Below are 25,787 nucleotides of genomic sequence, written 5' to 3'. Positions count from 1 at the left end.
CGCGGCCGGTCCCCACGGGTTCACCACGCACCCCCGATCAGCTCGCGCAGCCTGGGCCAGCCCCGCTCCCGTACGAACCCCTCCGGCCCCCACCGCAGCGCGGGCACCGTCACCACCAGGCCCGCCGCATCCCGCTCCAGGACGTGCATCTCGGCGAGCCTGCGCCGCCCGTCCCGGTCCCGTACGAGATGCAGCACCACCGACAGCGCGGCCGCCACCTGGCTGTGCAGCGCGGCCCGGTCGAGCCCGGCAGCCGTCCCCAACGCCTCCAGCCGGGCCGGAACATGGGCCGCCGCATTGGCGTGAAGCGTGCCCGCGCCACCCTCGTGGCCGGTGTTCAGGGCGGCCAGCAGGTCCGTCACCTCGGCCCCGCGCACCTCCCCGACCACCAGCCGGTCGGGCCGCATCCGCAGCGCCTGGCGCACCAGGTCCTGGAGGGTGACCCGGCCGGCCCCTTCCTGGTTCGGCGGCCGGGACTCCAGCCGCACCACGTGCGGGTGGTCCGGCCGCAGCTCGGCCGAGTCCTCGGCGAGCACGATCCGCTCCTGCCTGCCGACCAGTCCGAGCAGGGCCGACAGCAGCGTCGTCTTGCCCGCGCCCGTACCCCCGCTGATCAGGTACGACAGCCGGGCCTCGACCAGCGCCCGCAGCAGCACGTCGCCGCCGGGCGGCACGGTCCCCGCCGCCACCAGCTCCTCCGGCCGGAACGCCTTCGGCCGCACCACCCGCAGCGACAGACAGGTCCCGCCGACGGCGACCGGCGGCAGCACGGCGTGCATCCGCGTCCCGTCCGGCAGCCGGGCGTCCACCCAGGGCCTGGCGTCGTCCAGCCTGCGTCCGGCGACGGCCGCGAGGCGTTGGGCGAGCCTGCGCACCGCCGCCTCGTCCGCGAAGACCACATCGGCCGACTCCAGCCCGGCGCCACGGTCCACCCACACCCGGTCCGGCGCCGACACCAGAACATCGCTCACCGAGGGGTCGGCGAGCAGCGGCTCCAAGGGCCCCGCGCCCACCAACTCGTTTCTCAACTCGGCTGCCGCGCCCAGCACTTCCGCATCCCCCAGCAGCCTCCCCTGGGCCCGCAGCGCGGCGGCCACCCTGGCGGGCGTCGGCTCCGCCCCGGACTCCGCGAGCCGCTGGCGCACGGCGTTCAGCAGTACGGTCGCGCTCATCCCGCACCACCCCCGACCAGCGCCCGCTCCCAGAAGGCCGTGCAGAACCTGGACAGCGGCCCGCGCGGACTGCCGCCCGGCGGCTCCCCGTCCGCGAGCGCGTCCCACAGCCCCGGTTCGGCGGGCAGTTCGCCCACCAGGGGCAGGTCGAGCGCCTTCGCCACCCACTCCTCGTCGAGCCCCGTCGTATAGGGCCCTCGCACCACGGTCCGCAGGTCGCCCAGGACTATCGAGGCGCAGGCGGCGACCCGGCGTGCGGCGGCGACCGCCCGCAGTTCACCGGGCACCACGAGCAGCCCCACATCCAGCTGTGCCAGCGCCTCGGCGACGCTCTCGTCCACCCGGCGCGGCAGGTCCACGACGACCACTCCGCCGGAGCGGCGCGCCGCGGCCAGCACCGCCCGCATCGCCTCGGGCGGGATCGTCACGGTGTCGCTGCGGTCCCAGCTGAGCACCCGCAGGTCGTGCAGCCGGGGCAGCGACTCCTCCAGCGCGGCACTCGCCACCCGGCCCCGGGAGGCGGCGAAATCCGGCCACCGCATGCCTTGCGCGCTCTCGCCGCCGAGCAGGACGTCGAGGCCTCCGCCGAGCGGGTCGCCGTCGACGAGCACGGTGCGGCGGCCGGTGCGCGCCGCCGTGACGGCCAGGGCGCACGCCAGGGTTGAAGCTCCGGCTCCGCCGCGCCCGCCCATCACCCCGACGGTGAGCGCCTGCCCGCCGACGCCCTCCGCCGCGTCGGCGAGCTGGTTCACGAGCCAGTTCTCGGCGTCGGGCAGCCGCAGCACGTAGTCCGCGCCGATCTCGACCGCCCGCCGCCAGACGTCCGGGTCGTCCTGGTCGTGCCCGACGAGCATGACGCCGCGTCTGCGCACCGCGCCGCGCACCCGGGAAACCGCGTCGTCGCCGACGAGCACGATCGGGGCGGCTTCCCAACTCCCTTGCCGCGGGGGCAATCCGTGATGGACTTCCGGTTCCGCGCCGGCCGCGGCGCACAATCTCAGCAGATCGTCGAGGAGTTCCACATCCTCGGTGACGATCAGCGGTCCGCCCCGCCCCGCTTCGGCGGCCGACAAGCGGTCGGGTGTGATCGGTCCAGCCACGATCTCCGCCCCCTCTCACTGCGATCTCAAGCGATTCCGACATCCGCGAAGTTCGCGGTGGGGAATCACCGTGCAGCGATCCGGGAAATCATGTGGATCTTGCTCGAAAACTGTGGACAACTCATCGGTTGTGAATATTCCACTCACCCATACCAGTGACTTCCAAGGGGAACGGAACGACTACGCACAGTCACGAGTTGAGAGGTCATGAGGGCGTCGTCGACACGCGAGGACCAGCGGAGGAGTCATGCGATGCACAGGGACCAGAGGCCGCCGGGGGCCCGGAAAAAGCATCCGGACATGCGACGACCCCCGCCGGGGGGGAGAGCGGGGGTCGTCTGCCACGGTTCGACTCGGGGGGGGGAGGAGCCGAACCGGGGTAGCACGGTCGCGAACGATCCGTGACTTCCATGGTGTACCCGAGAGCCTTCTCAGGCAAACCCACGCGCCCCAGCGTACGCCGAATGGCGGGGTTCTATGCTCGGCTCGTGGAAAACCACTCGCTGCCCCGCACCGCTGCCTTCTTCGATCTGGACAAGACCGTCATTGCGAAGTCGAGCACGCTGACCTTCAGCAAGTCCTTCTACCAAGGCGGACTGATCAACCGCCGTGCCGTTCTACGAACGGCCTACGCACAGTTCGTCTTCCTGGCGGGCGGCGCGGACCACGATCAGATGGAGGGGATGCGCGAATACCTCTCCGCCCTCTGCAAAGGCTGGAACGTCCAGCAGGTGCGGGAGATCGTCGCCGAGACCCTGCACGACCTGATCGACCCGATCATCTACGACGAGGCCGCCTCCCTCATCGAGGAGCACCACGCGGCCGGCCGCGACGTGGTGATCGTCTCGACGTCCGGCGCGGAGGTGGTCGAGCCGATCGGTGAACTGCTGGGCGCCGACCGGGTGGTGGCCACCCGGATGGTCGTCGGCGACGACGGCTGCTTCACCGGGGAGGTGGAGTACTACGCGTACGGCCCGACCAAGGCGGAGGCCGTCAAGGAGCTCGCCGCCTCCGAGGGGTACGACCTGGCGCGCTGCTACGCCTACAGCGACTCGGCGACCGACGTACCGATGCTGGAGTCCGTGGGCCACCCGCACGCGGTCAACCCGGACCGCGCGCTGCGCCGCGAGGCGACCGCCCGGGAATGGCCGATTCTCGTCTTCAGCCGCCCCGTCCGCCTCAAGCAGCGGCTGCCCACTCTCTCGATGCCGCCGCGTCCCGCACTGATGGCGGCGGCAGCGGTGGGAGCGGCGGCGGCCACCGCCGGTCTCGTCTGGTACGCCAGCCGCCGCCGGGCGGCCGTCACGGGCTGACCCGCACCGCTCCACGGCGGATGTTTTGCCCGTATTTGAGAGTAAAAGTAAAGAAGCGTGCCCAGGGGTTCCGCTTCCCCGGGAACGGGAGTACAAAGGATTCAACGGCCCGCGAGACCAAGGACATCCGAGAGGATCACCTGCTACGCATCACGGCCCCACGGACCGAGCATGGAAGCCGAGCACCCACGCGACGTCGACCCGTCGATTACGGGCCAGCCGCACCAGGCCACGGGCGAAGATCCCGACCTGATGGGCAAAAATCCGAGGCGCTTGGTAACTCGACGGACATGCCAGCGGCGGTACCGATTCCGGTACCGCCGCATCTTTGTTCTCCGGGTGCCTTCCCGAGCAGGGCAGTCAGCTCAGGCCGCGCCGCGCTGGAGCGCCTCGCAGACCGCCATCGACTCGCGCGCACCGAGTTCCGCCGCCCGCCCGCAGTGCGTGATCCACGCCGCGACGCCCTCCGGGGTGCCGGACACGTAACCCTCCAGGGCCGCGACGTACTCCGCCCGCCCCAGTTCCGCGTGGCCGACCTCGGCCGGGCAGACCGACTTCGGGTCGAGGCCGCTGTTGATCAGCACGATGCGCTCGGCGGCGCGCGCGACGAGACCGTTGTGCGAGCCGAAGGGCCGCAGTGCCAGCAGCTCGCCGTGCACGATCGCCGACGTGACCAGCGCCGGAGCCGCCGCCCCACCCGCGATGATCAGCTCCGAAAGCCCCTCCAACCGCCCCGCGACCTCGGTCGCGCCCGGCAGCGGCAGCTCGATCAGCGGCTCGTCGACCGGCTCACCGGCCAGCCTCGGCCGGCCCACCAGCTCGTCCTGGACGCCCGCGCCACCGGCCGCCACCAGGTGCAGCCGCGCCAGCACCCGCAGTGGCGACTGCCGCCAGATGGACAGGAGTTGACCCGCCTCGGCGGTGAGCCGCAGCGCCCCGCCGACCACCCGGGCCTCGTCGTCCCCGCTGAAGTCGGTGCGCCGACGCACTTCCTCCAGCGCCCAGTCCGCACCCGACAGGGCCGCCGAGCCGCGCGAGCCGCGCAGTGCCGCCTCGCCGGTGATCGCGTTGCTCCTGCGCCGCATGACGCGGTGCCCGTACACCCGGTCGACGGCCTTGCGCACGGAGTCGACGGCCTCGGGCACGCCGGGCAGGGCGCCCAGCGCCGCGAGCGGATCAGCGTTCGTACTCATAAGTAAGGAGCGTACGCACCGTTCCGCCGCGCCCCCTCCTGCCCCACCTTGGAGTGGTCTTCTTCACTTCGGTTGCACACGCACCGCATCCGTGCGCCTACCCTTGGTGAACATGAAGATCGCTTTCGTCGGGAAGGGCGGCAGTGGCAAGACCACGCTGTCCTCGCTGTTCATCCGCCACCTCGTGGCCAACGAAGCCCCGGTCGTCGCCGTCGACGCCGACATCAACCAGCACCTGGGCGCGGCGCTCGGCCTCTCGGACGACGAGTCGGCCGCGATGCCCGCGATGGGCTCGCACCTGCCCCTCATCAAGGACTACCTGCGCGGCACCAACCCCCGCATCGCCTCCGCCGAGACGATGATCAAGACGACCCCGCCCGGCGAGGGCTCCCGCCTGCTGCGGGTCCGCGAGGACAACCCGGTGTACGACGCGTGCGCGCGCCCGGTGGCCCTCGACGACGGGGAGGTCCGGCTGATGGCGACGGGCCCGTTCACCGAGTCGGACCTCGGGGTGGCCTGCTACCACTCCAAGGTCGGCGCGGTCGAGATGTGCCTGAACCACCTGCTCGACGGCCCGGACGAGTACGTCGTCGTCGACATGACGGCGGGCTCCGACTCCTTCGCCTCCGGCATGTTCACCCGCTTCGACATGACCTTCCTGGTGGCCGAGCCGACCCGCAAGGGCGTCTCCGTCTACCGCCAGTACAAGGAGTACGCACGGGACTTCGGCATCGCGCTGAAGGTCGTCGGCAACAAGGTGCAGGGCCAGGACGACCTGGACTTCCTGCGCGACGAGGTCGGCGACGACCTCCTCGTCACCATGGGCCACTCGAACTGGGTGCGCGCCATGGAGAAGGGCCGCCCCTCCCGCTTCGAACTCCTGGAGGCCGACAACCGCCTCGCCCTCCAGACCCTCCAGGACGCCGCCGAGGACAGCTACGCGCACCGCGACTGGGAGCGCTACACCCGCCAGATGGTCCACTTCCACTTGAAGAACGCCGAGAGCTGGGGAAACGCGAAGACCGGCGCCGACCTGGCTGCCCAGGTCGACCCGGCCTTCGTCCTCGATGAGCGCCTGGCGGTCAGTGCCGCTCAGCCGGCGTAACCGCCGCAGCAACCGGTGATCGGGCCCGCCCGTCTGCGCCCCTGCCGACGGCGAACCCGACGGACGGAGTCCGGCGCAGCGCCCCGAAGCCCGAGAGGCGCCCCAGGCGCCGAACGGCGCGAGGGGCGCAGACGGCGGATCTGCCCTGGCTGCCCAGGTCGACCCGGCCTTCGTCCTCGACGAGCGCCTGGCGGTCAGTGCCGCTCAGCCGGCGTAGTTCCCGGAGCGTGCGCCGCAGCGGGCTGGGCGGGGGCCGCCGGGTTCAGGAAGGTCGCCCAGTCCGTCTTCGGGGCCTGGCCGACCTTCAGGGTGCGGAGTTTGGCCAGGACCTGCGGGTCCTGGGCGTCCAGCCAGTCCGCGAGCTGGCGGAAGGACACGCACTTCACGTCCTTCTGGGTGCAGACCGTCTTGATGGTGTCCTCGATGGCGCGCATGTAGGTGCCGCCGTTCCAGGACTCGAAGTGGTTGCCGATGATCAGCGGGGCGCGGTTGCCCTGGTACGAGCGCTCGAAGGCCTGCACCAGGCCGTCGCGCATCTGGTTGCCCCAGTACTCGTGCTTGTCCTCGTCGCCGCGGGTCGCGCCCGACTGGTTCATGTAGAAGTTGTAGTCCATGGAGAGGGTCTGGAAGGCCCGCCCCGGCACCGGCACCAGCTGCATCGACAGGTCCCAGAGCTTGCCCTGCTTCTCGGGCCAGATCTGGTCGTTGACGCCGCTGGTGTCGTAGCGGAAGCCCATTTCGGAGGCGGCCCGCATGAAGTTCTTGCGGCCCTCCAGGCAGGGGGTGCGCGCGCCGATCAGTTCCTTCTCGTAGTCGAAGGGCAGCGGCTTGAGGTTTTTGAGGGCCGCGTTGGACTTCCAGTTCTTGACGAAGGACTTGGCCTGGGCGATCTCGCTCTTCCATTCCTCCTTCGACCAGGTGCCGACTCCGCCGTCATTGCCGCAGAAGTGGCCGTTGAAATGGGTGCCGATCTCGTTGCCCTCGAACCAGGCGCCGCGGATCTGCTCCACGGTGTCCTTGATTCCCTTGACGTCGTTGAAGCCGATGTCGGAGCGGCCGGAGGAGTGCCTGGGCGCGGTGTAGAGGTCCTTCTTGTCCTCGGGCAGGAGGTAGACGCCGCTGAGGAAGTAGGTCATGGTCGCGTTGTACTGCTGCCCGACCTTGCGGAAGTGGGAGAACAGCCGCTGGCTGTCCTCGCCCGCGCCGTCCCAGGAGAAGACCACGAACTGCGGCGGCTTCTCGCCGGGCGCCAGCTTCTTCGGCACGGGCTGGAGCGGCTGGGCCCCGGTGTACGCCGTCGAGCCGTCGCCGATCAGCCGGACCGGGCTCTTGGGAGCGGCCGCGGGCGCCTTCTTCGCACCGTGCGCCCCCTCCCGCTCCGGGGCCTCCTGGCCGGAGCACCCGGCGAGGGCGGTCAGGGTCAGTGCGGCGGCAGTGACGCCGAAGGCAGCTCTCTTCGTGGCGGCCATCATCCGCCCACCCTCTTTCTTGACTTTCTTGGCTTTCTTGACTTTCCGGGCATTCCTGGCTCTGCCGGTCTGATTCCGCGTCGGCCGAAACGGCGCGGCAAACCTCGCATGCACCCACACACCGCTAGATGCGACAAGCCGCCCGAAATGCTTATTCACTGATTCGGATGAACGATTAGCCCATTTGCCCGCAAACCAACCCGCGGATCTTTACTCTGAATTACGATTCGTTTACCGAGAGTTTTACGAGTCCCCCGCTGCACGCCGTGACCCACGGCCGCGACACCTCAGTTCCGCGACCGCGCTGCCCCGGAGGAGACAAAAGCAATGTCTGCTTGCGTACCCACTCGCCCCGAACACACCTCTCGCACCACCCGAGCCTCACGGTTCAACCGCCCGCACAGCCCGCCGTCCGGCGACCACGGCGAGAAGCCCCACCGGGCCCGATTCAAGATCGCCGGTGGTGACTTCGCCGCCTCGATCACCGTGTTCCTGATCGCCGTGCCCATGTCGCTCGGCCTGGCCGTCGCCATCGACGCGCCGCTCGCCGCGGGCCTGATCGGCGCCGCCGTCGGCGGCATCGTCGCCGGACTCCTCGGCGGCTCGCCCCTCCTGGTCAGCGGCCCCTCCGCCGGACTGACCGTCGTGACCGCAGGCCTCATCCAGCAGTACGGCTGGCGCACCACCTGCGGGATCGTCATCTGCGCCGGATTCGTGCAGATCCTGCTCGGCTCGCTGCGGGCCGCCCGCAGCGCCCTCGCCGTCAGCCCGGCCATCGTGCACGGCACCCTCGCCGGCATCGGCGTCGCCATCGCGCTCGCCCAACTGCACATCGTGCTCGGCGGCTCCCCGGAGAGCTCCGCCACGGCCAACGCCCTCGCCCTGCCCGCGCAGTTGACGCACCTCGGGCCGGCCGCGCCGCTGATCGGCGCGCTCACCATCGCCGTCTTCGTCCTCTGGCCGCGCCTGCCGGGACGTACGGGAAGAATCCTGCGCAAGACCCCCGCCGCACTGGCCTCCGTCGCGATCGCCACCGCGGTCGCCGCCGTGGCCGCGCCCTCGATCACCCGTGTCGACCTGCCGTCCTGGAGCAGTCACGCCCTGCCGGAGATGCCCGAGGGCCCGGTGCTGGGGCTGATCGCGGCGGTGCTGACGGTGACGCTGGTGGCGAGCCTGGAGTCGCTGCTGTCCGCGGTCGCCGTGGACAAGCTGGCCGCCGATCGGCCCGGAGCGCCCGCACCACGCTCCGACCTGGACCGCGAGCTGCGCGGCCAGGGCATTTCGAACATGATCTCCGGACTGCTCGGCGGCCTGCCGCTCTCCGGAGGCGCCGTCCGCAGCACGGCCAACGTCCGCACCGGTGCGGTCAGTCGGGCGGCCACCGTGCTGCACGGAGTGTGGGTGCTGCTCGCCTCCGTGCTGCTCGTCGGCGTACTGGAGTGGATTCCGTTGGCGGCACTGGCCGCCCTGGTGATGATGGTCGGCATCCAGATGGTGAGTTTCGCGCACATCCGCAACGTCCATAAGCACCGCGAATTCCTGGTGTACGTCACCACGGTCGCCGGTGTCGTCGTGCTCGGCGTCCTCCAGGGCGTGGCCCTCGGGATCGCCGTCGCGGTCGCGGTCGCCCTGCACCGGCTGGCCAAGACCCGCATCGTCACCGAGACCACACCGGACGGTGTCCACCACGTACGGGCACGCGGGCAGTTGACCTTCCTGGCCGTCCCCCGGCTGAGCCGGACACTGGGCCAGGTGCCCGAAGGGGCGCACACGGTGGTGGAGCTGGACGGCTCCTTCATGGACCACGCGGCGTACGAGACCCTGCAGACCTGGCAGGACGCCCATGTCGCGCAGGGCGGAAAGGTCGAGGTCACCGGCCGTTCGGGCATCCGCCTCGCCGGACCCGTGACCAGCGCCGCGCACACCTGCTGCCGTCCCTGGACGCCCTGGCGCAACCACCACTGCGACGAGCACGCCGCCGCCGACCACACCCCCCAGGCGGTGTCGCGCCCGACCGGTACACGTCAACTGGCCAGCGGACTCAGCGCGTTCCAGCGCAACACCGCGCCGCTGGTCCGCGACGAACTGGCCCGGCTCGCCCGCGAGGGCCAGAGCCCCTCGCAGCTCTTCCTGACCTGCGCCGACTCCCGGCTGGTCACGAGCATGATCACGTCCAGCGGCCCGGGCGACCTCTTCACCGTGCGCAACGTGGGCAATCTGGTGCCGCCGCCCGGCTCGGAGAGCGGGGACGACTCGGTGGCCGCCGCCATCGAGTACGCGGTGGACGTGCTGAAGGTCGAGTCGATCACCGTCTGCGGTCACTCCGGCTGCGGGGCGATGCAGGCCCTGCTCAACGGACCCGCCGAGGGCGGCGCGAACACCCCGCTGCGCCGCTGGCTGCGGCACGGCGCGCCGAGCCTGAAGCGGATGAAGAGCCGCCACCACTCCTGGGCGCGGATCTCCGGGCGGCTGCCCACCGATGTGGTGGAGCAGCTGTGCCTGACCAATGTGGTGCAGCAGTTGGAGCATCTGCGCAGCCACGAATCGGTGAAGCGCCGCCTCGCCGAAGGGACGCTGGAGCTGCACGGGATGTACTTCCACGTGGGCGAGGCCCAGGCATATCTGCTGGTCGACGGGGCACGGGTCGGCGAGACCATCGAGGTCTTCGACCGGGTCGCGCCCTCGGCACACACCGAACTGGAAGACCTGAGCGCCTGACCCCGCACCACCTCGGCGCCTGACAGGTGCAGCGTGAACCTTTCCGGGTTCGCGTCCGTGTGACCGTACGGCCCCCTCCGCATGCCCGCGGAGGGGGCCGTCCCGGTGTCGCACCAGCTCACAGGTCTAAACCAATTCCCGGATGGCTCTTGTCACCTGGGCCCATGACTGATGAGCTAGGCCCCGGGACACATCGGACGCCCTGGGAATGGGAGATGTCGTGAGCAACGAAAGCCTGGCCAATCTTTTGAAGGAAGAGCGTCGTTTCGCTCCTCCCGCAGAGCTGGCCGCGAACGCCAACGTCACTGCGGAGGCGTACGAGCAGGCCAAGACCGACCGACTCGGTTTCTGGGCCGAGCAGGCACGCCGGCTCACCTGGGCCACCGAGCCCACCGAGACGCTCGACTGGTCGAACCCGCCCTTCGCGAAGTGGTTCGCGGACGGCGAGCTGAATGTCGCGTACAACTGCGTGGACCGCCACGTCGAGGCCGGCAACGGCGACCGCGTCGCCATCCACTTCGAGGGCGAGCCCGGCGACAGCCGCGCCATCACCTACGCCGAGCTGAAGGACGAGGTGTCGCGCGCCGCGAACGCGCTCGCCGAGCTGGGCGTCGGCAAGGGCGACCGGGTCGCCGTCTACCTCCCGATGATTCCCGAGGCCGCCATCGCGATGCTGGCCTGCGCCCGCGTCGGCGCAGCGCACTCGGTGGTCTTCGGCGGCTTCTCCGCCGACGCCGTCGCCTCCCGCATCCAGGACGCCGACGCCAAGCTCGTCATCACCTCCGACGGCGGCTACCGGCGCGGCAAGCCCTCCGCGCTGAAGCCCGCGATCGACGAGGCCGTCGCCAAGTGCCCGCAGGTCGAGCACGTCCTGGTCGTACAGCGCACGAAGCAGGAGACGGCGTGGGACGAGTCCCGCGACGTGTGGTGGCACGAGATCGTCGGCCGCCAGTCCACCGAGCACACCCCGCAGGCGTTCGAGGCCGAGCACCCGCTGTTCATCCTCTACACCTCGGGCACCACGGGTAAGCCCAAGGGCATCCTGCACACCTCCGGCGGCTACCTCACCCAGGCGGCCTACACCCACCACGCGGTCTTCGACCTGAAGCCCGAGACCGACGTCTACTGGTGCACCGCCGACATCGGCTGGGTGACCGGCCACTCGTACATCGTGTACGGGCCGCTGGCGAACGGCGCGACGCAGGTCATGTACGAGGGCACCCCCGACACCCCGCACCAGGGGCGCTTCTGGGAGATCGTGCAGAAGTACGGCGTGACGATCCTCTACACCGCGCCGACCGCGATCCGTACGTTCATGAAGTGGGGCGACGACATCCCCGCGAAGTTCGACCTGTCCTCGCTGCGGGTGCTCGGGTCGGTCGGCGAGCCGATCAACCCCGAGGCGTGGATCTGGTACCGCAAGCACATCGGCGGCGACACCTGCCCGATTGTCGACACCTGGTGGCAGACCGAGACCGGCGCGATGATGATCGCCCCGCTGCCGGGCGTCACCGAGACCAAGCCGGGCTCCGCCCAGCGCGCGCTGCCGGGCATCTCGGCGACCGTCGTCGACGACGAGGCCAACGAGGTCCCCAACGGCGGGGGCGGCTACCTGGTGCTGACCGAGCCGTGGCCCTCCATGCTCCGTACGATCTGGGGCGACGACCAGCGGTTCATCGACACCTACTGGTCCCGCTTCGAGGGCAGGTACTTCGCCGGTGACGGCGCGAAGAAGGACGACGACGGCGACATCTGGCTGCTGGGCCGGGTCGACGACGTGATGCTGGTCTCCGGCCACAACATCTCCACCACCGAGGTCGAGTCCGCGCTCGTCTCGCACCCGTCGGTCGCCGAGGCGGCCGTGGTCGGCGCTGCGGACGAGACGACCGGTCAGGCGATCGTGGCGTTCGTGATCCTGCGCGGCACCGCGTCCGAGACGGACTCGCTCGTCGCGGACCTGCGCAACCACGTCGGCGCCACCCTCGGCCCGATCGCCAAGCCGAAGCGCATCCTGCCGGTGGTGGAGCTGCCGAAGACCCGCTCCGGCAAGATCATGCGCCGTCTGCTGCGCGACATCGCCGAGGGCCGGGAGCTGGGCGACGTCTCGACGCTCACCGACGCCTCCGTGATGGGCCTCATCCAGACGAAGCTGCCGAGCTCGGAGAGCAGCGAGGGCTGATCCCCGCGCCCCTCCCCTGAACGGCCCACGGGCACCCTGCGCTCCCCGCGCCGGGTGCCCGTTTCGCTCGTAAGGTGAAATTCGCCGGATACGCCCTTGCGCACCACCGGTAGAGTTGTCGATCGCGTCAGGAACGCGTCAAAACTCAACAGGTGCGCCGGGAAGTCTGGTCGGCAATGTGCTTCATGCTGCCCACCGACCGGAGGTATTCACCCGTGGCCGCGCCCACTCCCCCCACCAAGAGCAAGTTCCTCGGACGGCTCCCGCTCCCCGAGCGGCGTTACGTCGCCGAGGCGCTCCGCACCGAAACGGTCGGCGGAGTCCTGCTCCTCATAGCCGCCGTCGCGGCGCTGATCTGGGCGAACACCTTCGGTTCCGGTTACGAGGCGTTCCGCGGCCTGCACTTCGGGCCCGGCTTCCTCGGGCTGGACCTGTCCGTGCAGCACTGGGCGGCCGACGGGCTGCTCGCCATCTTCTTCTTCGTCGCCGGCATCGAGCTCAAGCGTGAACTCGTCGCGGGCGAACTGCGCGACCCGAAGGCCGCCGCGCTCCCGGTGATCGCCGCCCTGTGCGGCATGGCGGTGCCGGCCCTCGTCTACGTACTCGTCAATGTCATCGGCGACGGGGACACCGGCGGCTGGGCGGTGCCGACCGCGACCGACATCGCGTTCGCGCTCGCGGTCCTCGCGGTCATCGGCACCTCGCTGCCGTCCGCGCTGCGGGCCTTCCTGCTGACCCTGGCCGTCGTCGACGACCTCTTCGCGATCCTGATCATCGCGGTCTTCTTCACCAGCGACATCAACTTCGCGGCCCTCGGCGGGGCCGTCGTCGGACTGGCCGTCTTCTGGCTGCTGCTGCGCGCAGGCGTCCGCGGCTGGTACGTCTACGTACCGCTCGCCCTGGTGATCTGGGGCCTGATGTACAACAGCGGCGTCCACGCCACCATCGCCGGTGTCGCCATGGGTCTGATGCTGCGCTGCACCCGGCGCGAGGGCGAGGAGCACTCGCCGGGCGAGCACATCGAGCACCTGGTGCGGCCGTTGTCGGCGGGGCTCGCGGTGCCGCTGTTCGCCCTGTTCTCGGCGGGCGTCTCGGTGTCGGGCGGCGCGCTCGCGGACGTCTTCACCAAGCCGGAGACGCTCGGTGTGGTGCTGGGTCTGGTGGTCGGCAAGGCGCTCGGCATCTTCGGCGGCACCTGGCTGGCGGCCCGCTTCACCAAGGCGGAACTCAACGAGGACCTGGTCTGGCCGGACGTCTTCGCCATCGCCTCGCTGGCCGGAATCGGCTTCACCGTCTCCCTTCTGATCGGCGAACTCGCCTTCACCGACGACCTGGAACTGGCCGACGAGGTCAAGGCGGCGGTGCTCATCGGCTCGCTGATCGCGGCAATCCTCTCCGGCGTACTGCTGAAACTGCGCGTCCGTAAGTACCGTGCGCTGTACGACGAGGAAGAGCGCGACGAGGACATGGACGGGATCCCGGACATCTACGAGGTCGGCAAGCCGGACTACCACCTGCGGATGGCCGACATCCACGACGCGAAGGCAGCCGAACACCGACGGCTGGCCGCGCAGTGCGCGGGTAGCGGCAACAACGGCACCGTGCACACCGGCGCCGGGAACGACGGAGAAGTGCCGGGGGCGGCGCGCGACGACAGCGGCGGTCCGGCATGATCTGACTTCAGATCCGACGAGTGTTCCGACAATTGTCGAAAACTCGCAGAGCTTGAACAAAAGAGGGAGTAAGCGATGAGCGACCCCGCGCGCAACGTCCACGGCGTCGAGAGCGCCGAGCGCAGCCTCGGCCAGTTGGTCGCCACGGCGACCACCGAGATGTCGGCGCTCGTGCACGACGAGATCGCGCTGGCGAAGATCCAGCTCAAGCAGGACGTGCGGCGCGGGGCCACCAGCGGCGGGCTGTTCAGCCTGGCGGGCATGGTGCTGGTCTTCTCCCTGCCGATGCTGAGCTTCGCGCTGGCGTACGGCATCCACGCCTGGAGCGGCTGGCACCTCTCGGTCTGCTTCGTGCTCTCCTTCGCGGCGAACGTCGTGCTCGCGGCCCTGCTCGGGCTGATCGGCCTGCTCTTCGCCAAGAAGGCCAAGAAGGGCAAGGGCCCGCAGAAGGTCGCCGCCTCCGCCAAGGAGACCGCTGCCGTTCTCGGAAACGCGAAGCCGCACCCCCGTCAGGTGCAGGACAACACGTCCGTTGTGGCACGCTCGTCCGTATGACAGCCCTTGATACCAACGGCTCCTCGGGTACGCCCGCCCCGCCCGCCGCAGCACCGGCCTCCGCCCAGTCCGTCGTACACATCGACGGCCCGTGGACGCACCGGGACGTGGCGGCCAACGGTGCGCGCTTCCACATCGCGGAGCTGGGGGAAGGGCCGCTGGTCCTGCTGCTGCACGGCTTCCCGCAGTTCTGGTGGACCTGGCGGCACCAGCTGACGGCGCTCGCCGAAGCCGGGTACCGGGCGGTGGCGATGGACCTGCGCGGGGTCGGCGGCAGCGACCGTACGCCCCGGGGCTACGACCCGGCGAACCTCGCGCTCGACATCACCGGCGTCGTACGGTCCCTGGGCGAGCCGGACGCCGCGCTCGTCGGGCACGATCTGGGCGGGTACCTGGCGTGGACGGCGGCGGCGATGCGCCCCAAGCTGGTGCGCCGGCTGGTGGTCTCCTCCATGCCGCACCCCAGACGGTGGCGCTCGGCGATGCTGTCGGACTTCGCGCAGTCGAAGGCCGGATCGTACGTATGGGGATTCCAGCGGCCGTGGGTGCCGGAGCGTCAGCTCGTCGCGGACGACGCGGCGCTGACGGGCCGCCTGATCAGGGACTGGTCGGGACCCCGGCAGCCCGACGACAAGACGGTCGACACCTACCGGCGGGCGATCCAGATCCCCTCGACGGCGCACTGCTCGATCGAGCCGTACCGGTGGATGGTGCGGTCGATGGCGCGCCCCGACGGCCTCCAGTTCAACCGGCGGATGAAGACCCCCGTACGGGTGCCGACGCTGCACCTGCACGGCTCGCTGGACCCGGTGATGCGCACCCGCAGTGCCGCGGGCTCCGGCAGTTACGTCGATGCGCCCTACCAGTGGCGGCTGCTCGAAGGGCTCGGGCACTTCCCCCACGAGGAGGACCCTGGCGCCTTCTCGGCCGAGCTGGTCAACTGGCTGAAGGACCCCGAGCCCGACCGGTAGAACCGGGACCCCCTGCGGGGGCTGCCGCGGACTGCCGGGGACCACGGGGGACTGCCGGGGACCACAGGGGAACACTTGTCCTACGAACTGCCAATTGCCTCCCGCATAGGCCAATTGGCGGACCGTCAGGCGATTATCGACCTTGGGGCCCGGGCAGACGTCGAGGTATGGGCTGGACGCACGACTACGGTGACGCAGCACGCAACCGCCGCTCGGCAACGACGCCGATCGCCTACGAGAGGGGACGCCCCCACAATGAGGGCCATCAACACCCCGGCACGGCGATCGGCATTCCCCGTATCCTGCGGCGCCGCGCCCGGTGGATGTCGGCGCGGCTGAGGCATCAGCGGAGCTGACACCTCGGAGTCCTCGGTCGGTCCGGCGCTTTCGCGTCAGTCCTTCCGGAGATAGCCGAGTCCCGGGTGAGCGCCCCGGTAGCCCTCCAGCAGCCTGCGCGCCACCTGGACCGAGTCGACGAGCGGGTGCAGGGCGAACGCCTTCACCGCCTCCCGGCGCGATCCGCTCTCCCCCGCGGCCAGCACGCACCTCTCCACGGCCTTCACGGCGGCCACCAGGCCCGCCTCGTGCCCGGTGAGCTGCGAGACCGCCAGAGGGTGGGCCCCGGTCGCGTCGACCAGGCACGGGACCTCGACCACGGCTGTCTCGTCGAGTACGTCGAGCACGCGGCCGCCGCCGGGGCGGGCGTTGCGGACGTTGAGGATCAGCGTGGTGCTCTCGTCGCGCGCGACGGCCCGCATCAGGGCCAGCGCCACGTACTCGTACCCACCGGACTCCAGGTCGTCCTCGGCGCGCTCGCCCGCGCCCGCCGCCTCCCGGTTCTCCGCCATGTACGCGGCCTCGCGCTCGGCCCTCGTGCGGTCCCAGGCGTCCCAGGCGGCTCCGGGCCTTTCCTGGTCCGCCCCGGTCGCCTGGTCCGCCCCGGTCGCCAGGGCCTCGTAGAAGCGCGCCTGCTGGTCGCGGAGGAAGGCGCCGCGGGTCTGCTTCGCCTGCTGGTAGGCGGTGACCGCCTCGCGGTTGAAGTAGTAGTAGTGCAGGTACTCGTTGGGGACGGAGCCCAGGGAGCGCAGCCAGTCCGCGCCGAAGAGGCGGCCCTCCTCGAAGGAGGTCAGCGTCGTGTCGTCGGCGAAGAGACCGGGCAGTACGTCGCGGTCGTCGACGTACAGTCCGCGCAGCCAGCCCAGGTGGTTGAGGCCGACGTAGTCGATGCGCGCCGAGGCGGGGTCGGCGACGCCGAGGGTGCGCGCGACGCGGCGGGCGAGGCCCACCGGGGAGTCGCAGATGCCGATGACGCGCTCGCCCAGGTGGCGGGCCATGGCCTCGGTGACCAGGCCGGCCGGGTTGGTGAAGTTGATGACCCAGGCGTCGGGCGCCAGGCGGGCCACCCGGCGGGCGATGTCGACGGCCACGGGGATCGTCCGCAGTCCGTACGCGATGCCGCCCGCGCCGACGGTCTCCTGGCCCAGCACCCCCTCGGCCAGCGCGATCCGCTCGTCGGCGGCCCGGCCTTCGAGCCCGCCGACCCGGATCGCGGAGAAGACGAAGTCGGCGCCGCGCAGCGCCTCGTCGAGGTCGGTGGTGACGGTGACCTCGGGGGCGTCAAGGACGCCCTCGGCGCGGGCGCGGGCCGCCTGGTCCCGCAGCACCCGGGCGATGGCGGCCAGCCGGGCCGGGTCCAGGTCGTACAGGGTGAGGTGGGTGACGCGGCCCTCGGCACGGTCGCGCAGCAGCGCTCCGTACACCAGCGGGACGCGGAAGCCGCCACCGCCCAGGATCGTCAGACGCATGCTCGTGGCCTTTCGGGTCGTACGTCTCGGGCTGGGGCGGCGGCCGGTCAGAGCGCGCAGCCCTGGCTGTCCACCTGCTGGTTGGCCGTGCGGCCCTGGCGGATGTCGTCCTTGATCTCGTCGGCGGTCAGCGCGTAACCGGTCTCCGGGTCGTCCAGGGACTTGGCGAAGACGACGCCGTACACCTTGCCCTCGGGGGTCAGCAGCGGGCCGCCGGAATTGCCCTGGCGGACCGTCGCGTACAGCGAGTAGACGTCGCGGCGGACCGTGTCGCGGTGGTAGATGTCGGGGCCCTTGGCGTTGATCCGGCCGCGGACGCGGGCCGAGCGGACGTCGTACGAGCCGTTCTCGGGGAAGCCGGCGACGATCGCGCCGTCGCCGCTGCGGGCGTCCTTGCCGATGAACTCCAGCGGCTTGGCCTGCAGCTCGGGAACGTCCAGGACGGCGATGTCGCGCTGCCAGTCGTAGAGGACGACCTTCGCGTCGTACAGCTTGCCCTCGCCGCCGATCTGTACGGTCGGCTCGCTGACGCCGCCCACCACGTGCGCGTTCGTCATGACGCGGCGTTCGGAGAACACGAAGCCGGTGCCCTCCAGGACCTTGCCGCAGCTCGGCGCCGTACCGACGACCTTCACGATGGACTGCTTGGCGCGGGCCGCCACCGGGCTGCCCGCGAGCTTCGGGTCGGGGGGCAGGACCTCGGTGATCGGCTCGTTCGAGAACGGGCTGAAGACCTGCGGGAAACCATTCTGCGCGAGGACGGAACTGAAGTCGTCGAACCAGCTCGCGGCCTGGCCGGGCACCACCCGGTCCACCCCGAGGAGCACCTTGGAGCCGCGCACCTCCTTGCCGAGGGTGGGCAGCGAGGAGCCCGCGAGGGCGGAGCCGATCAGCCAGGCCACCAGCAGCATCGCCACGACGTTGACCAGCGCACCGCCGGTCGCGTCCAGGGCGCGGGCGGGCGACCAGGTGATGTGTCTGCGGAGTTTGTTGCCCAGGTGGGTGGTGAAGGCCTGCCCCACGGAGGCGCAGACGATCACGATCACGACCGCCACCAGGATTCCGGTGGTGGAGTCGCCGAGGGAGGAGCCCTCGTCGAACCACCCCCAGATGACCGGCAGCAGATAGACCGCGACAAGACCGCCGCCGAGGAACCCGATCACCGACAGCACGCCGACGACGAATCCCTGGCGGTACCCGATGATCGCGAACCACACGGCAGCGACCAGCAACACAATGTCCAGGACGTTCACGCCCGCCACCCTGTCATGTCCGTCATGCGTGCCAGTCGAGCGGGACCTCGCGGGAACGGTCCCAGGGCCGCTCCCAGCCCGCGTAGTGCAGGACCTTGTCCACCACTCCGGCCGTGAAACCCCACAGCAGCCCGTGCTCCAGCAAGAAGGCCGGGCCGCGGTGGCCGCGCGGGTGCACGCTGGTGGCCCGGGTCGCCGGGTCCGTGAGCTGCGCCACCGGGACCGTGAAGACGTGCGCGGTCTCGCCCTGGTCGACGGCGCCGAACGGGCTCGGCTCGCGCCACCAGCCCAGCACCGGGGTCACCACGAAGCCGCTGACGGGGATGTACAGGCGCGGCAGCACCCCGAAGACCTGGACGCCCGAGGGATCGAGCCCGGTCTCCTCCTCGGCCTCCCGGAGGGCGGCCCGCAGCGGGCCCGTGGTCTCCGGGTCGCCGTCCTCGGGGTCGAGGGCGCCGCCGGGGAAGGAGATCTGCCCGGCGTGCGAGCGCAGGCTGCCGGCCCGCTCCATCAGCAGCAGCTCGGGCCCCTGCGGACCCTCGCCGAAGAGGACCAGGACGGCCGACTGGCGCCCGTCGCCGCTCTTGGGCGGCAGGAACGCGCTCAGCTGCTCGGGGCGGACGCTGCGGGCCACCTCGGCGACCGGATCGAGCCAGCCGGGCAGTCCGTGGTCGCTGACGACGACGGGCTGGCCGGTGGCCTCCGTCGAGCCGTTCGCGTACGCCTTGCCGGCCGCTGGGCCCTTTGCGTACGCCTTGCCGTACGTCTCACTCGCGGCTCCCGCCGCATCCGTCCGTGTCATCGCCACACCCCCGTGCTCTCCCAACGTCCGCCCCCGTCACGATCGTTCCGCATTCAGCCGTCGTTCCCTCAATCCGGGGACCGGCGAAGGTCACTTTCCGGCCGGGGCCGCTCCCATCGGCGGCGCCGACTTGCCGCCCGCGTCCAGGTAGGACTGCGGGGGCTTCAGCCGCTGTCCCGGGTAGCCGCCCTTCTCGTACTTCAGGAGCTTCTCGGCCTTCTCCGGGTCCGTCTCGCCCTCTCCGTACGACGGGCACAGCGGGGCGATCGGGCAGGCGCCGCAGGCGGGCTTGCGGGAGTGGCAGATCCGGCGGCCGTGGAAGACGACCCGGTGCGAGAGCATCGTCCACTCGCTCTTCGGGAAGATCTCGGCGACCACCGCCTCGACCTTCACCGGGTCCTCCTCGTCGGTCCACTTCCAGCGTCGCACCAGGCGTCCGAAGTGGGTGTCGACGGTGATTCCGGGGACGCCGAAGTAGTTGCCGAGGACGACGTTGGCGGTCTTGCGGCCCACTCCCGGCAGGGTGACCAGGTCCTCGATGCGGCCGGGCACCTCGCCGCCGAAGTTGTCCCGCAGGGCCGTGGAGAGGCCCAGCAGGGACCTCGCCTTGGCGCGGAAGAAGCCCGTCGGCCGGATGATCTCCTCCAGCTCCTCGGGGACCGCCGCGGCCATGTCCTCGGGCGTCGGGTAGGCGTCGAAGAGGGCGGGGGTGGTCTGGTTGACGCGCAGGTCGGTGGTCTGGGCGGAGAGGACCGTGGCGACCAGGAGCTGGAAGGGGTTCTCGAAGTCCAGCTCGGGGTGGGCGTACGGGTAGACCTCGGCCAGCTCGCGGTTGATCTTGCGGGCGCGGCGGACCATGGCGAGGTGGGACTCGGGTTTGGGCTTGGGCTTCTTGGCGGGGGGCCTGGTGGCCGGAGCTGGGGCGGCGGCCGCCTTCTTGGCCGGAGCCTTGGCGGCGGCCGCCTTCTTGACCGGCGCTTTCTTCGCCGCGGCCGGTCCGGACGGCGTCGCGCCGACCGATTCGGCGGCCTTCCGAGGCCTCGCCGCAGCCTGTTCGCCCACAGCGGAATTACGACTTGCTGCCACCTGCCCGGCCCCCTTGACCTGCGCTCTCACCGGCTTGTTGGACACCCGTCCAGCCTAGGCGCAGCCACTGACATCCGCCCGGGCCGCAGCCCAATGCGTACCCAATCAGCCCCCTGAAGCGCGACCTGGCCCGGTTGTAAGTCATCCTTGGTGATTGAAGTGATTGATCGCACTGTTTTACCGTCCGGCATCATGGGGACCCAGGTTCCCCTGAGCAGGTCGACAAGGAGAGAACACGTGGACGACGTTCTGCGGCGCGCCCCGCTCTTCGCGGCGCTCGATGACGAGCAGGCCGCGGAGCTGCGCGCCTCCATGAGCGAGGTGACCCTCGCACGCGGTGACGCCCTGTTCCACGAGGGCGACCCCGGTGACCGCCTCTATGTGGTGACCGAGGGCAAGGTGAAGCTGCACCGCACCTCCCCCGACGGCCGGGAGAACATGCTGGCCGTCCTCGGCCCCGGTGAGCTGATCGGCGAACTGTCGCTGTTCGACCCGGGCCCGCGCACCGCCACCTCGACGGCGCTGACCGAGGTCAAGCTGCTGGGCCTCGGCCACGGCGACCTCCAGCCCTGGCTGAACGTACGCCCGGAGGTCGCGACCGCGCTGCTGCGCGCGGTGGCCCGCCGGCTGCGCAAGACCAACGACCAGATGTCCGACCTGGTCTTCTCCGACGTGCCCGGCCGTGTGGCCCGTGCGCTCCTGGACCTGTCGCGCCGCTTCGGCGTGCAGTCCGAGGAGGGCATCCACGTGGTGCACGACCTGACGCAGGAAGAGCTGGCCCAGCTGGTCGGCGCCTCCCGCGAGACGGTCAACAAGGCGCTCGCGGACTTCGCGGGCCGCGGCTGGCTGCGCCTGGAGGCGCGGGCCGTGATCCTGCTGGACGTGGAGCGGCTGGCGAAGCGCTCGCGCTGACGCTGTAGCTGTTTGTACGGAACGGGCGGCACCCTCACCGAGGGTGCCGCCCGTTCCGGCGTTACGGTGCCCCGTTTTCGCGAGCGACAGTGCCCCGTTTTCGGCGGTGCGGGCTCCCGACGGTGCTCAGTCCTTGCCCACGATCACCGGTGTCTTGCTGCCGGAGCCGCAGGGGACGGCGTACACGGGGTGCTTCTGGGCGGCCTCCTTGTAGGCCTCGATGCACTGGTTCGCGAGCACCTTGTCGCTGAGCGAGTTGTTCAGGATGCGGTTGGCCTGCGCGATGCCCTCGGCCTCGATCTTGCGGCGCTTGGCCTCGGCGGTGGCCGTCTTGGTCGCCTCCTCGGCCCGCTCGGTGGCCTGCTGCTGCTGGATCTTGCGGTCGATCTGGCTCTGGAGCTGCGTGGAGGGCTTCACGTTGCGCAGGTTGACGGCGGCGACCGCGATGCCGCGCGGGGCGAGCCTTTCCTTGATCAGCTCGCCGATCTCGGCGTTGATCTTCTCGCGGGCCGAGGAGTAGCCCTGCTCGCTCGTGTGCCGGGCGAACACGTTGCGGATGATCTCCCGGCTGTCCGGCTGCACCAGACGCGTCTGCACGGACTCCTCGCTGCCCGCGAGGCGGTACAGCTCGACGACCTTGTCCGGGGTCACCGCCCACTTCACGGTCAGCTCGACCTCCATGACCCCGCCCTGCGAGGAGCGGACCTCGACGACGTCCTTGTCGGACAGGTTGAGGTCGACGGGCCGGGTGGAGAAGGACGTGACGGTCGTGAAGGGCGACCGCAGGTGCATCCCCGACACCATCGGCCCGCCGACCTTGCCGAAGGTGACCGGCACTCCGACCTCGTACGCGCTCATGACGTACAGACAGCTCGAAATCCCCGCGATCAGCCCCGCGAGCAGCGCACCCGCCGCACCGACCTTCAGGCCTCGGGTGCCCTGCGCGCGGCCCACGAAATAGAGCACCACGGCGGTGAGGACGAGCAGGATGGACAGCACAAACACAGTGGTTCCCCCCAGGAACAGCGGTCATCATGCCTCTGTAGGCCCGATGTAGGCGGAGCGTAAGGCATGCACATGGCGAGCATGGGGGAATTCGGGGGACCTCGTCCCGGCCACCCGTACATCGAGCGCGAAGGCTCCCTGGACCGGGTCCAGGAGGAGTTCCGGCCCGTCGTCGCGGCACTCCGCGCGCGCGTGGCGACGGAATTCGGCCCGGACCGGCTGCACAGTGCCTATCTGTACGGTTCCGTACCGCGCGGCACGGCCCGCCCCGGCCGGTCCGACCTGGACGTCCTGCTGGCCCTGCACGCCGAGCCGACGGAGGCCGACCGGGCGGACGCGCGCCGGATCGGCGAGGCGCTCGACGCACGGTTCCCGCAGATCGACGGCGTGGGCGAGCTGCTCTTCGGCGAGGCGGTGCTGACGAGCGAGCTGGAGCGGTACGACATGGGCTGGTTCGTCGCCTGCCTCTGCACACCGCTGATCGGGCCCGACCTCGGCGAACGGCTGCCCCGCTACCGGCCCGACGGGCTGCTGGCCCGGGAGACCAACGGGGACCTGATCGACGTGCTGCCGCGCTGGCGGGAACTTCTGGCCTCGGCCCGTTCGGAGGAGGAATTCCGGCGGCTCGACCGGAATTTCTCCCGTCGTCTCGTACGTACCGGCCTGACCCTCGTCATGCCCCGCTGGGGCCGCTTCACCAGCGAACTCGCCGAATCCGCCGAGGTTTTCGCCCGGTATTACCCGGAGCGGGGAGACACGATGCGGAAAATAGCGGAGGCGGCCGGGAACCCTTCGGCGGACCCGGCCGTTCTCCGTATGTACACCGAGGATTTCGGCCCGTGGCTGGCGACCGAATACATCGCAGTCCACGGCAGGAAGACCCCTCGGCCGTACTGAGGAACCGCAGTGCGCAGTACCGGAGTTACGCAGGTCGGTGGGCCTTTGAGCCCTCGCAGCTTGTGAACTGCACAGGGAAGGAACGCCGGTTCGGCTCAGATCAGGCCGTGCTCGCGCAGATACGCCAACTGCGCCCGCACGGAGAGTTCCGCCGCCGGCCACAACGACCGGTCCACGTCCGCGTAGACATGCGCCACCACCTCGGACGCACTCACGTGCCCGTTCTCCACCGCCGTCTCCACCTGCGCCAGCCTGCTCGCCCGGTGCGCCAGGTAGAACTCGATCGCGCCCTGCGCGTCGTCCAGGACGGGCCCGTGCCCGGGCAGCACGAGCCGCACCCCGTCGTCCACCGTCAGCGACCGCAGCCGCCGCAGCGAGTCCAGGTAGTCCCCGAGCCGGCCGTCCGGATGGGCCACCACGGTGGTGCCCCGCCCCAGGACCGTGTCCCCCGTCAACACGGCCTGATCGGCGGGCAGATGGAAGCAGAGGGAGTCGGCGGTGTGCCCCGGCGTGGGCACCACCCGCATCTCGACTCCGCCGGTGGTGATCACGTCCCCGGCGCCCAGCCCCTCGTCCCCGAGCCGCAGCGCCGGGTCCAGCGCCCGCACCTTGGTCCGGGTCAGCTCCGCGAACCGCGCGGCGCCCTCCGCGTGGTCCGGGTGCCCGTGCGTCAGCAGGGTCAGCGCGACCCGCTTGCCCGCCTTCTCCGCGGTGTCGATCACCGCCCGCAGGTGTACGTCGTCCAAGGGACCCGGATCCACGACGACGGCCAGGTCGGAGTCCGGCTCGGACACGATCCACGTGTTCGTGCCGTCCAGGGTCATCGCGGAAGGGTTCGGGGCCAGCACGTTGACCGCTCGGGCGGTGGCCCGCCCGGAGAGGACTCCGCCGCGCGGCTGCCCGGGAAGGGCCGCTGCGTCCGTCATCGGCTGCCTCCCGCCGGGTCGGCCTGCCCGGAGGCGGCCGGGATGTGCTTGGTGAACTCGTCGTGGCCCGGCCAGCTGAGCTCCAGCTCGCCGCCGACGAGCCGGGCCTGCGCGAGTACGGGGGTCATGTCCTGGGCGGGTGCGCCCGCCAGGACCTCTGCAGCCGTCCGGTACGGCTGGAGCCGGCGCAGCGTGGAGATGGTGGGCGGCATCATCAGCAGCTCGCCCCGGTCGTACCCGGCGGCCGCCTCCGTCGGGGAGATCCACACGGTGCGGTCCGCCTCCGTGGAGGCGTTGCGGGTCCGCTGCCCGGCCGGCAGCGCGGCCACGAAGAACCAGGTGTCGTACCGCCGGGGCTCGAACTCCGGGGTGATCCAGCGCGCCCACGCACCCAGCAGGTCCGAGCGCAGCACCAGCTTGCGCCGGTCGAGGAACTCGGCGAAGCCCAGCTCCCGGGCCACCAGGGCCTGCCGGTCCGCCTCCCAGTCGGCGCCCGTGGTGTCGCCGACCACGGTGTCCTCGGTGGGCCCGGCGAGGAGGACGCCCGCCTCCTCGAAGGTCTCGCGGACGGCCGCGCAGACCACCGCCTGGGCCGCGCCCAGATCGTCCGCGAGGCCCAGCCGCTCGGCCCACTCCGCCAGGCCGGGACCCGCCCAGCGCACCAGCGAGTCGTCGTCCCGGGGGTCGACGCCGCCGCCCGGATACGCGTACGCGCCTCCGGCGAAAGCCATGGAGGCGCGTCTGCGCAGCATGTGGACGGAGAGTCCGTCCTGGTCGGAGGCGGTACCGTCGCTCAGCAGCAGCACGGTCGCGGCCCGCTTGGGGGTCGCGGGCACGAGCTCGCCGCTCGCCAGTGCGCGAATCCGGTCGGGCCATTCGGGCGGGTACCACTGACCATTGGACATGGCCGGATGCTACGGCCAACCGCCTCGATGTTCGAGAGGCAGTTGTAGCCGGCACTCACCTTTGACCGGGAGTTCACACGGACTCGCGCCGGGCACCGGGCCCCGGTGTCACGCCTCGGTGAGTTCCACCTGGATCTCGACCTCGACCGGGGCGTCCAGCGGCAGGACGGTGACGCCGACGGCGCTGCGGGCGTGCACGCCCTTGTCGCCGAGGACCTCGCCGAGCAGCTCGCTGGCACCGTTGACGACGCCGGGCTGGCCGGTGAAGTCGGTGGCCGAGGCCACGAAGCCGACGACCTTCACGACGCGCGCGATGCGGTCCAGGTCACCGGCGACGGACTTCACGGCCGCCAGGGCGTTCAGCGCGCAGATCCGCGCCAGGTCCTTGGCCTCCTCGGCGGTGACCTCCGCGCCGACCTTGCCGGTGACCGGCAGGGCGCCGTCCACCATCGGGAGCTGGCCCGCGGTGAAGACGTACACACCGGACTGCACGGCCGGCTGGTACGCGGCGAGCGGCGGGACGACCTCGGGCAGGGTCAGGCCGAGCGAGGCGATCTTCTCCTCGACCGCGCTCATGCGGTCTTCTCCCGCTTGAGGTAGGCCACCAACTGCTCGGGGTTGTTCGGACCCGGCACGACCTGGACGAGCTCCCAGCCGTCCTCGCCCCAGGTGTCCAGGATCTGCTTCGTCGCGTGGACGAGGAGGGGGACAGTCGCGTACTCCCACTTTGTACTCATGCGGCCGACTC

The 25,787-nt window shown here is 70.9% G+C and carries 23 protein-coding genes; 10 read left to right on the top strand and 13 right to left on the bottom strand.

Features of this window, described 5'->3' with window-relative positions; genetic code table 11:
* Window positions 1-20 precede the first annotated feature (20 nt).
* Together IE269_RS32805 and ssd are read right to left on the bottom strand one after the other, a co-directional pair.
* Window positions 21-1,172, bottom strand: coding sequence for a TadA family conjugal transfer-associated ATPase (locus IE269_RS32805; protein WP_189826887.1), 1,152 nt, complete (start codon window positions 1,170-1,172; stop codon window positions 21-23).
* Window positions 1,169-2,272, bottom strand: a complete 1,104-nt coding sequence (gene ssd / locus IE269_RS32800) for a septum site-determining protein Ssd (RefSeq protein WP_189826886.1) — start codon at window positions 2,270-2,272, stop codon at window positions 1,169-1,171. The genes IE269_RS32805 and ssd overlap by 4 nt, the downstream gene beginning before the upstream one ends.
* A 464-nt stretch (window positions 2,273-2,736) precedes the next feature.
* Between ssd and IE269_RS32795 the strand changes: the two genes are divergently transcribed.
* A complete protein-coding gene (locus IE269_RS32795; RefSeq protein ID WP_189826885.1) occupies window positions 2,737-3,585 on the top strand; it encodes an HAD family hydrolase in 849 nt (282 codons plus the stop codon).
* A gap of 365 nt (window positions 3,586-3,950) precedes the next feature.
* Here the strand turns inward: IE269_RS32795 and IE269_RS32790 are convergent, their stop codons facing one another.
* Window positions 3,951-4,778 (bottom strand): Fic family protein, encoded by an 828-nt coding sequence (locus IE269_RS32790; RefSeq protein WP_189826884.1) that lies wholly within the window; start codon window positions 4,776-4,778, stop codon window positions 3,951-3,953.
* Window positions 4,779-4,890: 112 nt separating this feature from the next.
* Between IE269_RS32790 and IE269_RS32785 the strand changes: the two genes are divergently transcribed.
* Window positions 4,891-5,883 carry an ATP-binding protein gene (locus IE269_RS32785; RefSeq protein WP_189826883.1) on the top strand — a complete coding sequence of 331 codons (993 nt, stop codon included), beginning with the start codon at window positions 4,891-4,893 and terminating at the stop codon, window positions 5,881-5,883.
* A gap of 194 nt (window positions 5,884-6,077) precedes the next feature.
* Here IE269_RS32785 and IE269_RS32780 read toward each other — a convergent pair whose 3' ends face one another.
* Window positions 6,078-7,355, bottom strand: coding sequence for a polysaccharide deacetylase family protein (locus IE269_RS32780; RefSeq protein WP_189826882.1), 1,278 nt, complete (start codon window positions 7,353-7,355; stop codon window positions 6,078-6,080).
* 324 nt (window positions 7,356-7,679) lie between these two features.
* Between IE269_RS32780 and IE269_RS32775 the strand changes: the two genes are divergently transcribed.
* The 6 genes from IE269_RS32775 to IE269_RS43425 all read left to right on the top strand — a co-directional run bounded on the left by IE269_RS32775 (window position 7,680) and on the right by IE269_RS43425 (window position 15,804).
* Window positions 7,680-10,070: a bifunctional SulP family inorganic anion transporter/carbonic anhydrase gene (locus tag IE269_RS32775; protein WP_189826881.1), complete on the top strand. Its 2,391-nt coding sequence runs from the start codon at window positions 7,680-7,682 to the stop codon at window positions 10,068-10,070.
* 208 nt (window positions 10,071-10,278) lie between these two features.
* Entirely contained in the window at window positions 10,279-12,249 is a 1,971-nt protein-coding gene (gene acs / locus IE269_RS32770; RefSeq protein WP_189826880.1) for an acetate--CoA ligase, read from the top strand.
* A 185-nt stretch (window positions 12,250-12,434) separates the two neighbouring features.
* The gene (gene nhaA / locus IE269_RS32765; RefSeq protein WP_438817650.1) at window positions 12,435-13,922 is read left to right on the top strand and encodes a Na+/H+ antiporter NhaA; all 1,488 of its coding nucleotides are present in this window, start codon (window positions 12,435-12,437) and stop codon (window positions 13,920-13,922) included.
* Window positions 13,923-13,997: 75 nt separating this feature from the next.
* Window positions 13,998-14,477, top strand: a complete 480-nt coding sequence (locus IE269_RS32760) for a phage holin family protein (RefSeq protein WP_189826879.1) — start codon at window positions 13,998-14,000, stop codon at window positions 14,475-14,477.
* Window positions 14,474-15,448, top strand: coding sequence for an alpha/beta fold hydrolase (locus tag IE269_RS32755; RefSeq protein WP_189826878.1), 975 nt, complete (start codon window positions 14,474-14,476; stop codon window positions 15,446-15,448). The genes IE269_RS32760 and IE269_RS32755 overlap by 4 nt, the downstream gene beginning before the upstream one ends.
* Before the next feature lie 167 nt (window positions 15,449-15,615).
* A complete protein-coding gene (locus IE269_RS43425) occupies window positions 15,616-15,804 on the top strand; it encodes a hypothetical protein (RefSeq protein WP_229898407.1) in 189 nt (62 codons plus the stop codon).
* A gap of 36 nt (window positions 15,805-15,840) precedes the next feature.
* Here the strand turns inward: IE269_RS43425 and IE269_RS32750 are convergent, their stop codons facing one another.
* The 4 genes from IE269_RS32750 to nth form a co-directional block, all read right to left on the bottom strand.
* Entirely contained in the window at window positions 15,841-17,253 is a 1,413-nt protein-coding gene (locus IE269_RS32750) for a 6-phospho-beta-glucosidase (protein WP_189826877.1), read from the bottom strand.
* 47 nt (window positions 17,254-17,300) lie between these two features.
* Window positions 17,301-18,506: a MarP family serine protease gene (locus IE269_RS32745; protein WP_189826876.1), complete on the bottom strand. Its 1,206-nt coding sequence runs from the start codon at window positions 18,504-18,506 to the stop codon at window positions 17,301-17,303.
* Window positions 18,507-18,528: 22 nt separating this feature from the next.
* Entirely contained in the window at window positions 18,529-19,308 is a 780-nt protein-coding gene (locus IE269_RS32740) for an NUDIX hydrolase (protein WP_189826875.1), read from the bottom strand.
* Window positions 19,309-19,398: 90 nt separating this feature from the next.
* The gene (nth, locus tag IE269_RS32735; protein ID WP_229898406.1) at window positions 19,399-20,370 is read right to left on the bottom strand and encodes an endonuclease III; all 972 of its coding nucleotides are present in this window, start codon (window positions 20,368-20,370) and stop codon (window positions 19,399-19,401) included.
* 261 nt (window positions 20,371-20,631) lie between these two features.
* On the opposite strand from nth, the gene IE269_RS32730 reads away from it, so the two are divergent.
* Window positions 20,632-21,306 carry a Crp/Fnr family transcriptional regulator gene (locus IE269_RS32730; RefSeq protein ID WP_185033934.1) on the top strand — a complete coding sequence of 225 codons (675 nt, stop codon included), beginning with the start codon at window positions 20,632-20,634 and terminating at the stop codon, window positions 21,304-21,306.
* Between the two features lie 126 nt (window positions 21,307-21,432).
* Here the strand turns inward: IE269_RS32730 and IE269_RS32725 are convergent, their stop codons facing one another.
* On the bottom strand, window positions 21,433-22,305 hold the full coding sequence (locus tag IE269_RS32725; RefSeq protein WP_229898405.1) for a prohibitin family protein: 873 nt from the start codon (window positions 22,303-22,305) through the stop codon (window positions 21,433-21,435).
* Window positions 22,306-22,392: 87 nt separating this feature from the next.
* Between IE269_RS32725 and IE269_RS32720 the strand changes: the two genes are divergently transcribed.
* Window positions 22,393-23,208: a nucleotidyltransferase domain-containing protein gene (locus IE269_RS32720; protein WP_189826998.1), complete on the top strand. Its 816-nt coding sequence runs from the start codon at window positions 22,393-22,395 to the stop codon at window positions 23,206-23,208.
* Between the two features lie 95 nt (window positions 23,209-23,303).
* On the opposite strand, the gene IE269_RS32715 is transcribed toward IE269_RS32720, so the two are convergent.
* From IE269_RS32715 to IE269_RS32700, 4 genes are all read right to left on the bottom strand, one after another.
* The gene (locus IE269_RS32715) at window positions 23,304-24,134 is read right to left on the bottom strand and encodes an MBL fold metallo-hydrolase (protein ID WP_189826872.1); all 831 of its coding nucleotides are present in this window, start codon (window positions 24,132-24,134) and stop codon (window positions 23,304-23,306) included.
* On the bottom strand, window positions 24,131-25,039 hold the full coding sequence (locus tag IE269_RS32710) for an NUDIX hydrolase (RefSeq protein WP_189826871.1): 909 nt from the start codon (window positions 25,037-25,039) through the stop codon (window positions 24,131-24,133). The genes IE269_RS32715 and IE269_RS32710 overlap by 4 nt, the downstream gene beginning before the upstream one ends.
* A 108-nt stretch (window positions 25,040-25,147) precedes the next feature.
* Window positions 25,148-25,615, bottom strand: a complete 468-nt coding sequence (locus IE269_RS32705) for a RidA family protein (RefSeq protein WP_189826870.1) — start codon at window positions 25,613-25,615, stop codon at window positions 25,148-25,150.
* A complete protein-coding gene (locus IE269_RS32700; RefSeq protein WP_189826869.1) occupies window positions 25,612-25,776 on the bottom strand; it encodes a Sp36 family protein in 165 nt (54 codons plus the stop codon). The genes IE269_RS32705 and IE269_RS32700 overlap by 4 nt, the downstream gene beginning before the upstream one ends.
* Between the last annotated feature and the right edge of the window lie 11 nt (window positions 25,777-25,787).

Origin of the sequence: Streptomyces spiroverticillatus (assembly GCA_014650415.1) — a bacterium.
Lineage (GTDB): Bacteria > Actinomycetota > Actinomycetes > Streptomycetales > Streptomycetaceae > Streptomyces > Streptomyces spiroverticillatus.
The sequence above is the reverse complement of the archived record's forward strand: the minus strand, read 5'-3'. Positions and strand labels throughout refer to the sequence as shown.

What these genes read in the sequence shown, in the direction of transcription:
- IE269_RS32805 (WP_189826887.1), bottom strand. Translation starts at nt 1,172, where the DNA reads ATGAGCGCGACCGTACTGCTGAACGCCGTGCGCCAGCGGCTCGCGGAG.
- IE269_RS32795 (WP_189826885.1), top strand. Translation starts at nt 2,737, where the DNA reads ATGGCGGGGTTCTATGCTCGGCTCGTGGAAAACCACTCGCTGCCCCGC.
- IE269_RS32790 (WP_189826884.1), bottom strand. Translation starts at nt 4,778, where the DNA reads ATGAGTACGAACGCTGATCCGCTCGCGGCGCTGGGCGCCCTGCCCGGC.
- IE269_RS32785 (WP_189826883.1), top strand. Translation starts at nt 4,891, where the DNA reads ATGAAGATCGCTTTCGTCGGGAAGGGCGGCAGTGGCAAGACCACGCTG.
- IE269_RS32780 (WP_189826882.1), bottom strand. Translation starts at nt 7,355, where the DNA reads ATGATGGCCGCCACGAAGAGAGCTGCCTTCGGCGTCACTGCCGCCGCA.
- IE269_RS32775 (WP_189826881.1), top strand. Translation starts at nt 7,680, where the DNA reads ATGTCTGCTTGCGTACCCACTCGCCCCGAACACACCTCTCGCACCACC.
- acs (WP_189826880.1), top strand. Translation starts at nt 10,279, where the DNA reads ATGGGAGATGTCGTGAGCAACGAAAGCCTGGCCAATCTTTTGAAGGAA.
- nhaA (WP_438817650.1), top strand. Translation starts at nt 12,435, where the DNA reads ATGCTGCCCACCGACCGGAGGTATTCACCCGTGGCCGCGCCCACTCCC.
- IE269_RS32760 (WP_189826879.1), top strand. Translation starts at nt 13,998, where the DNA reads ATGAGCGACCCCGCGCGCAACGTCCACGGCGTCGAGAGCGCCGAGCGC.
- IE269_RS32755 (WP_189826878.1), top strand. Translation starts at nt 14,474, where the DNA reads ATGACAGCCCTTGATACCAACGGCTCCTCGGGTACGCCCGCCCCGCCC.
- IE269_RS43425 (WP_229898407.1), top strand. Translation starts at nt 15,616, where the DNA reads ATGGGCTGGACGCACGACTACGGTGACGCAGCACGCAACCGCCGCTCG.
- IE269_RS32750 (WP_189826877.1), bottom strand. Translation starts at nt 17,253, where the DNA reads ATGCGTCTGACGATCCTGGGCGGTGGCGGCTTCCGCGTCCCGCTGGTG.
- IE269_RS32740 (WP_189826875.1), bottom strand. Translation starts at nt 19,308, where the DNA reads ATGACACGGACGGATGCGGCGGGAGCCGCGAGTGAGACGTACGGCAAG.
- IE269_RS32720 (WP_189826998.1), top strand. Translation starts at nt 22,393, where the DNA reads ATGGGGGAATTCGGGGGACCTCGTCCCGGCCACCCGTACATCGAGCGC.
- IE269_RS32715 (WP_189826872.1), bottom strand. Translation starts at nt 24,134, where the DNA reads ATGACGGACGCAGCGGCCCTTCCCGGGCAGCCGCGCGGCGGAGTCCTC.
- IE269_RS32710 (WP_189826871.1), bottom strand. Translation starts at nt 25,039, where the DNA reads ATGTCCAATGGTCAGTGGTACCCGCCCGAATGGCCCGACCGGATTCGC.
- IE269_RS32705 (WP_189826870.1), bottom strand. Translation starts at nt 25,615, where the DNA reads ATGAGCGCGGTCGAGGAGAAGATCGCCTCGCTCGGCCTGACCCTGCCC.
- IE269_RS32700 (WP_189826869.1), bottom strand. Translation starts at nt 25,776, where the DNA reads ATGAGTACAAAGTGGGAGTACGCGACTGTCCCCCTCCTCGTCCACGCG.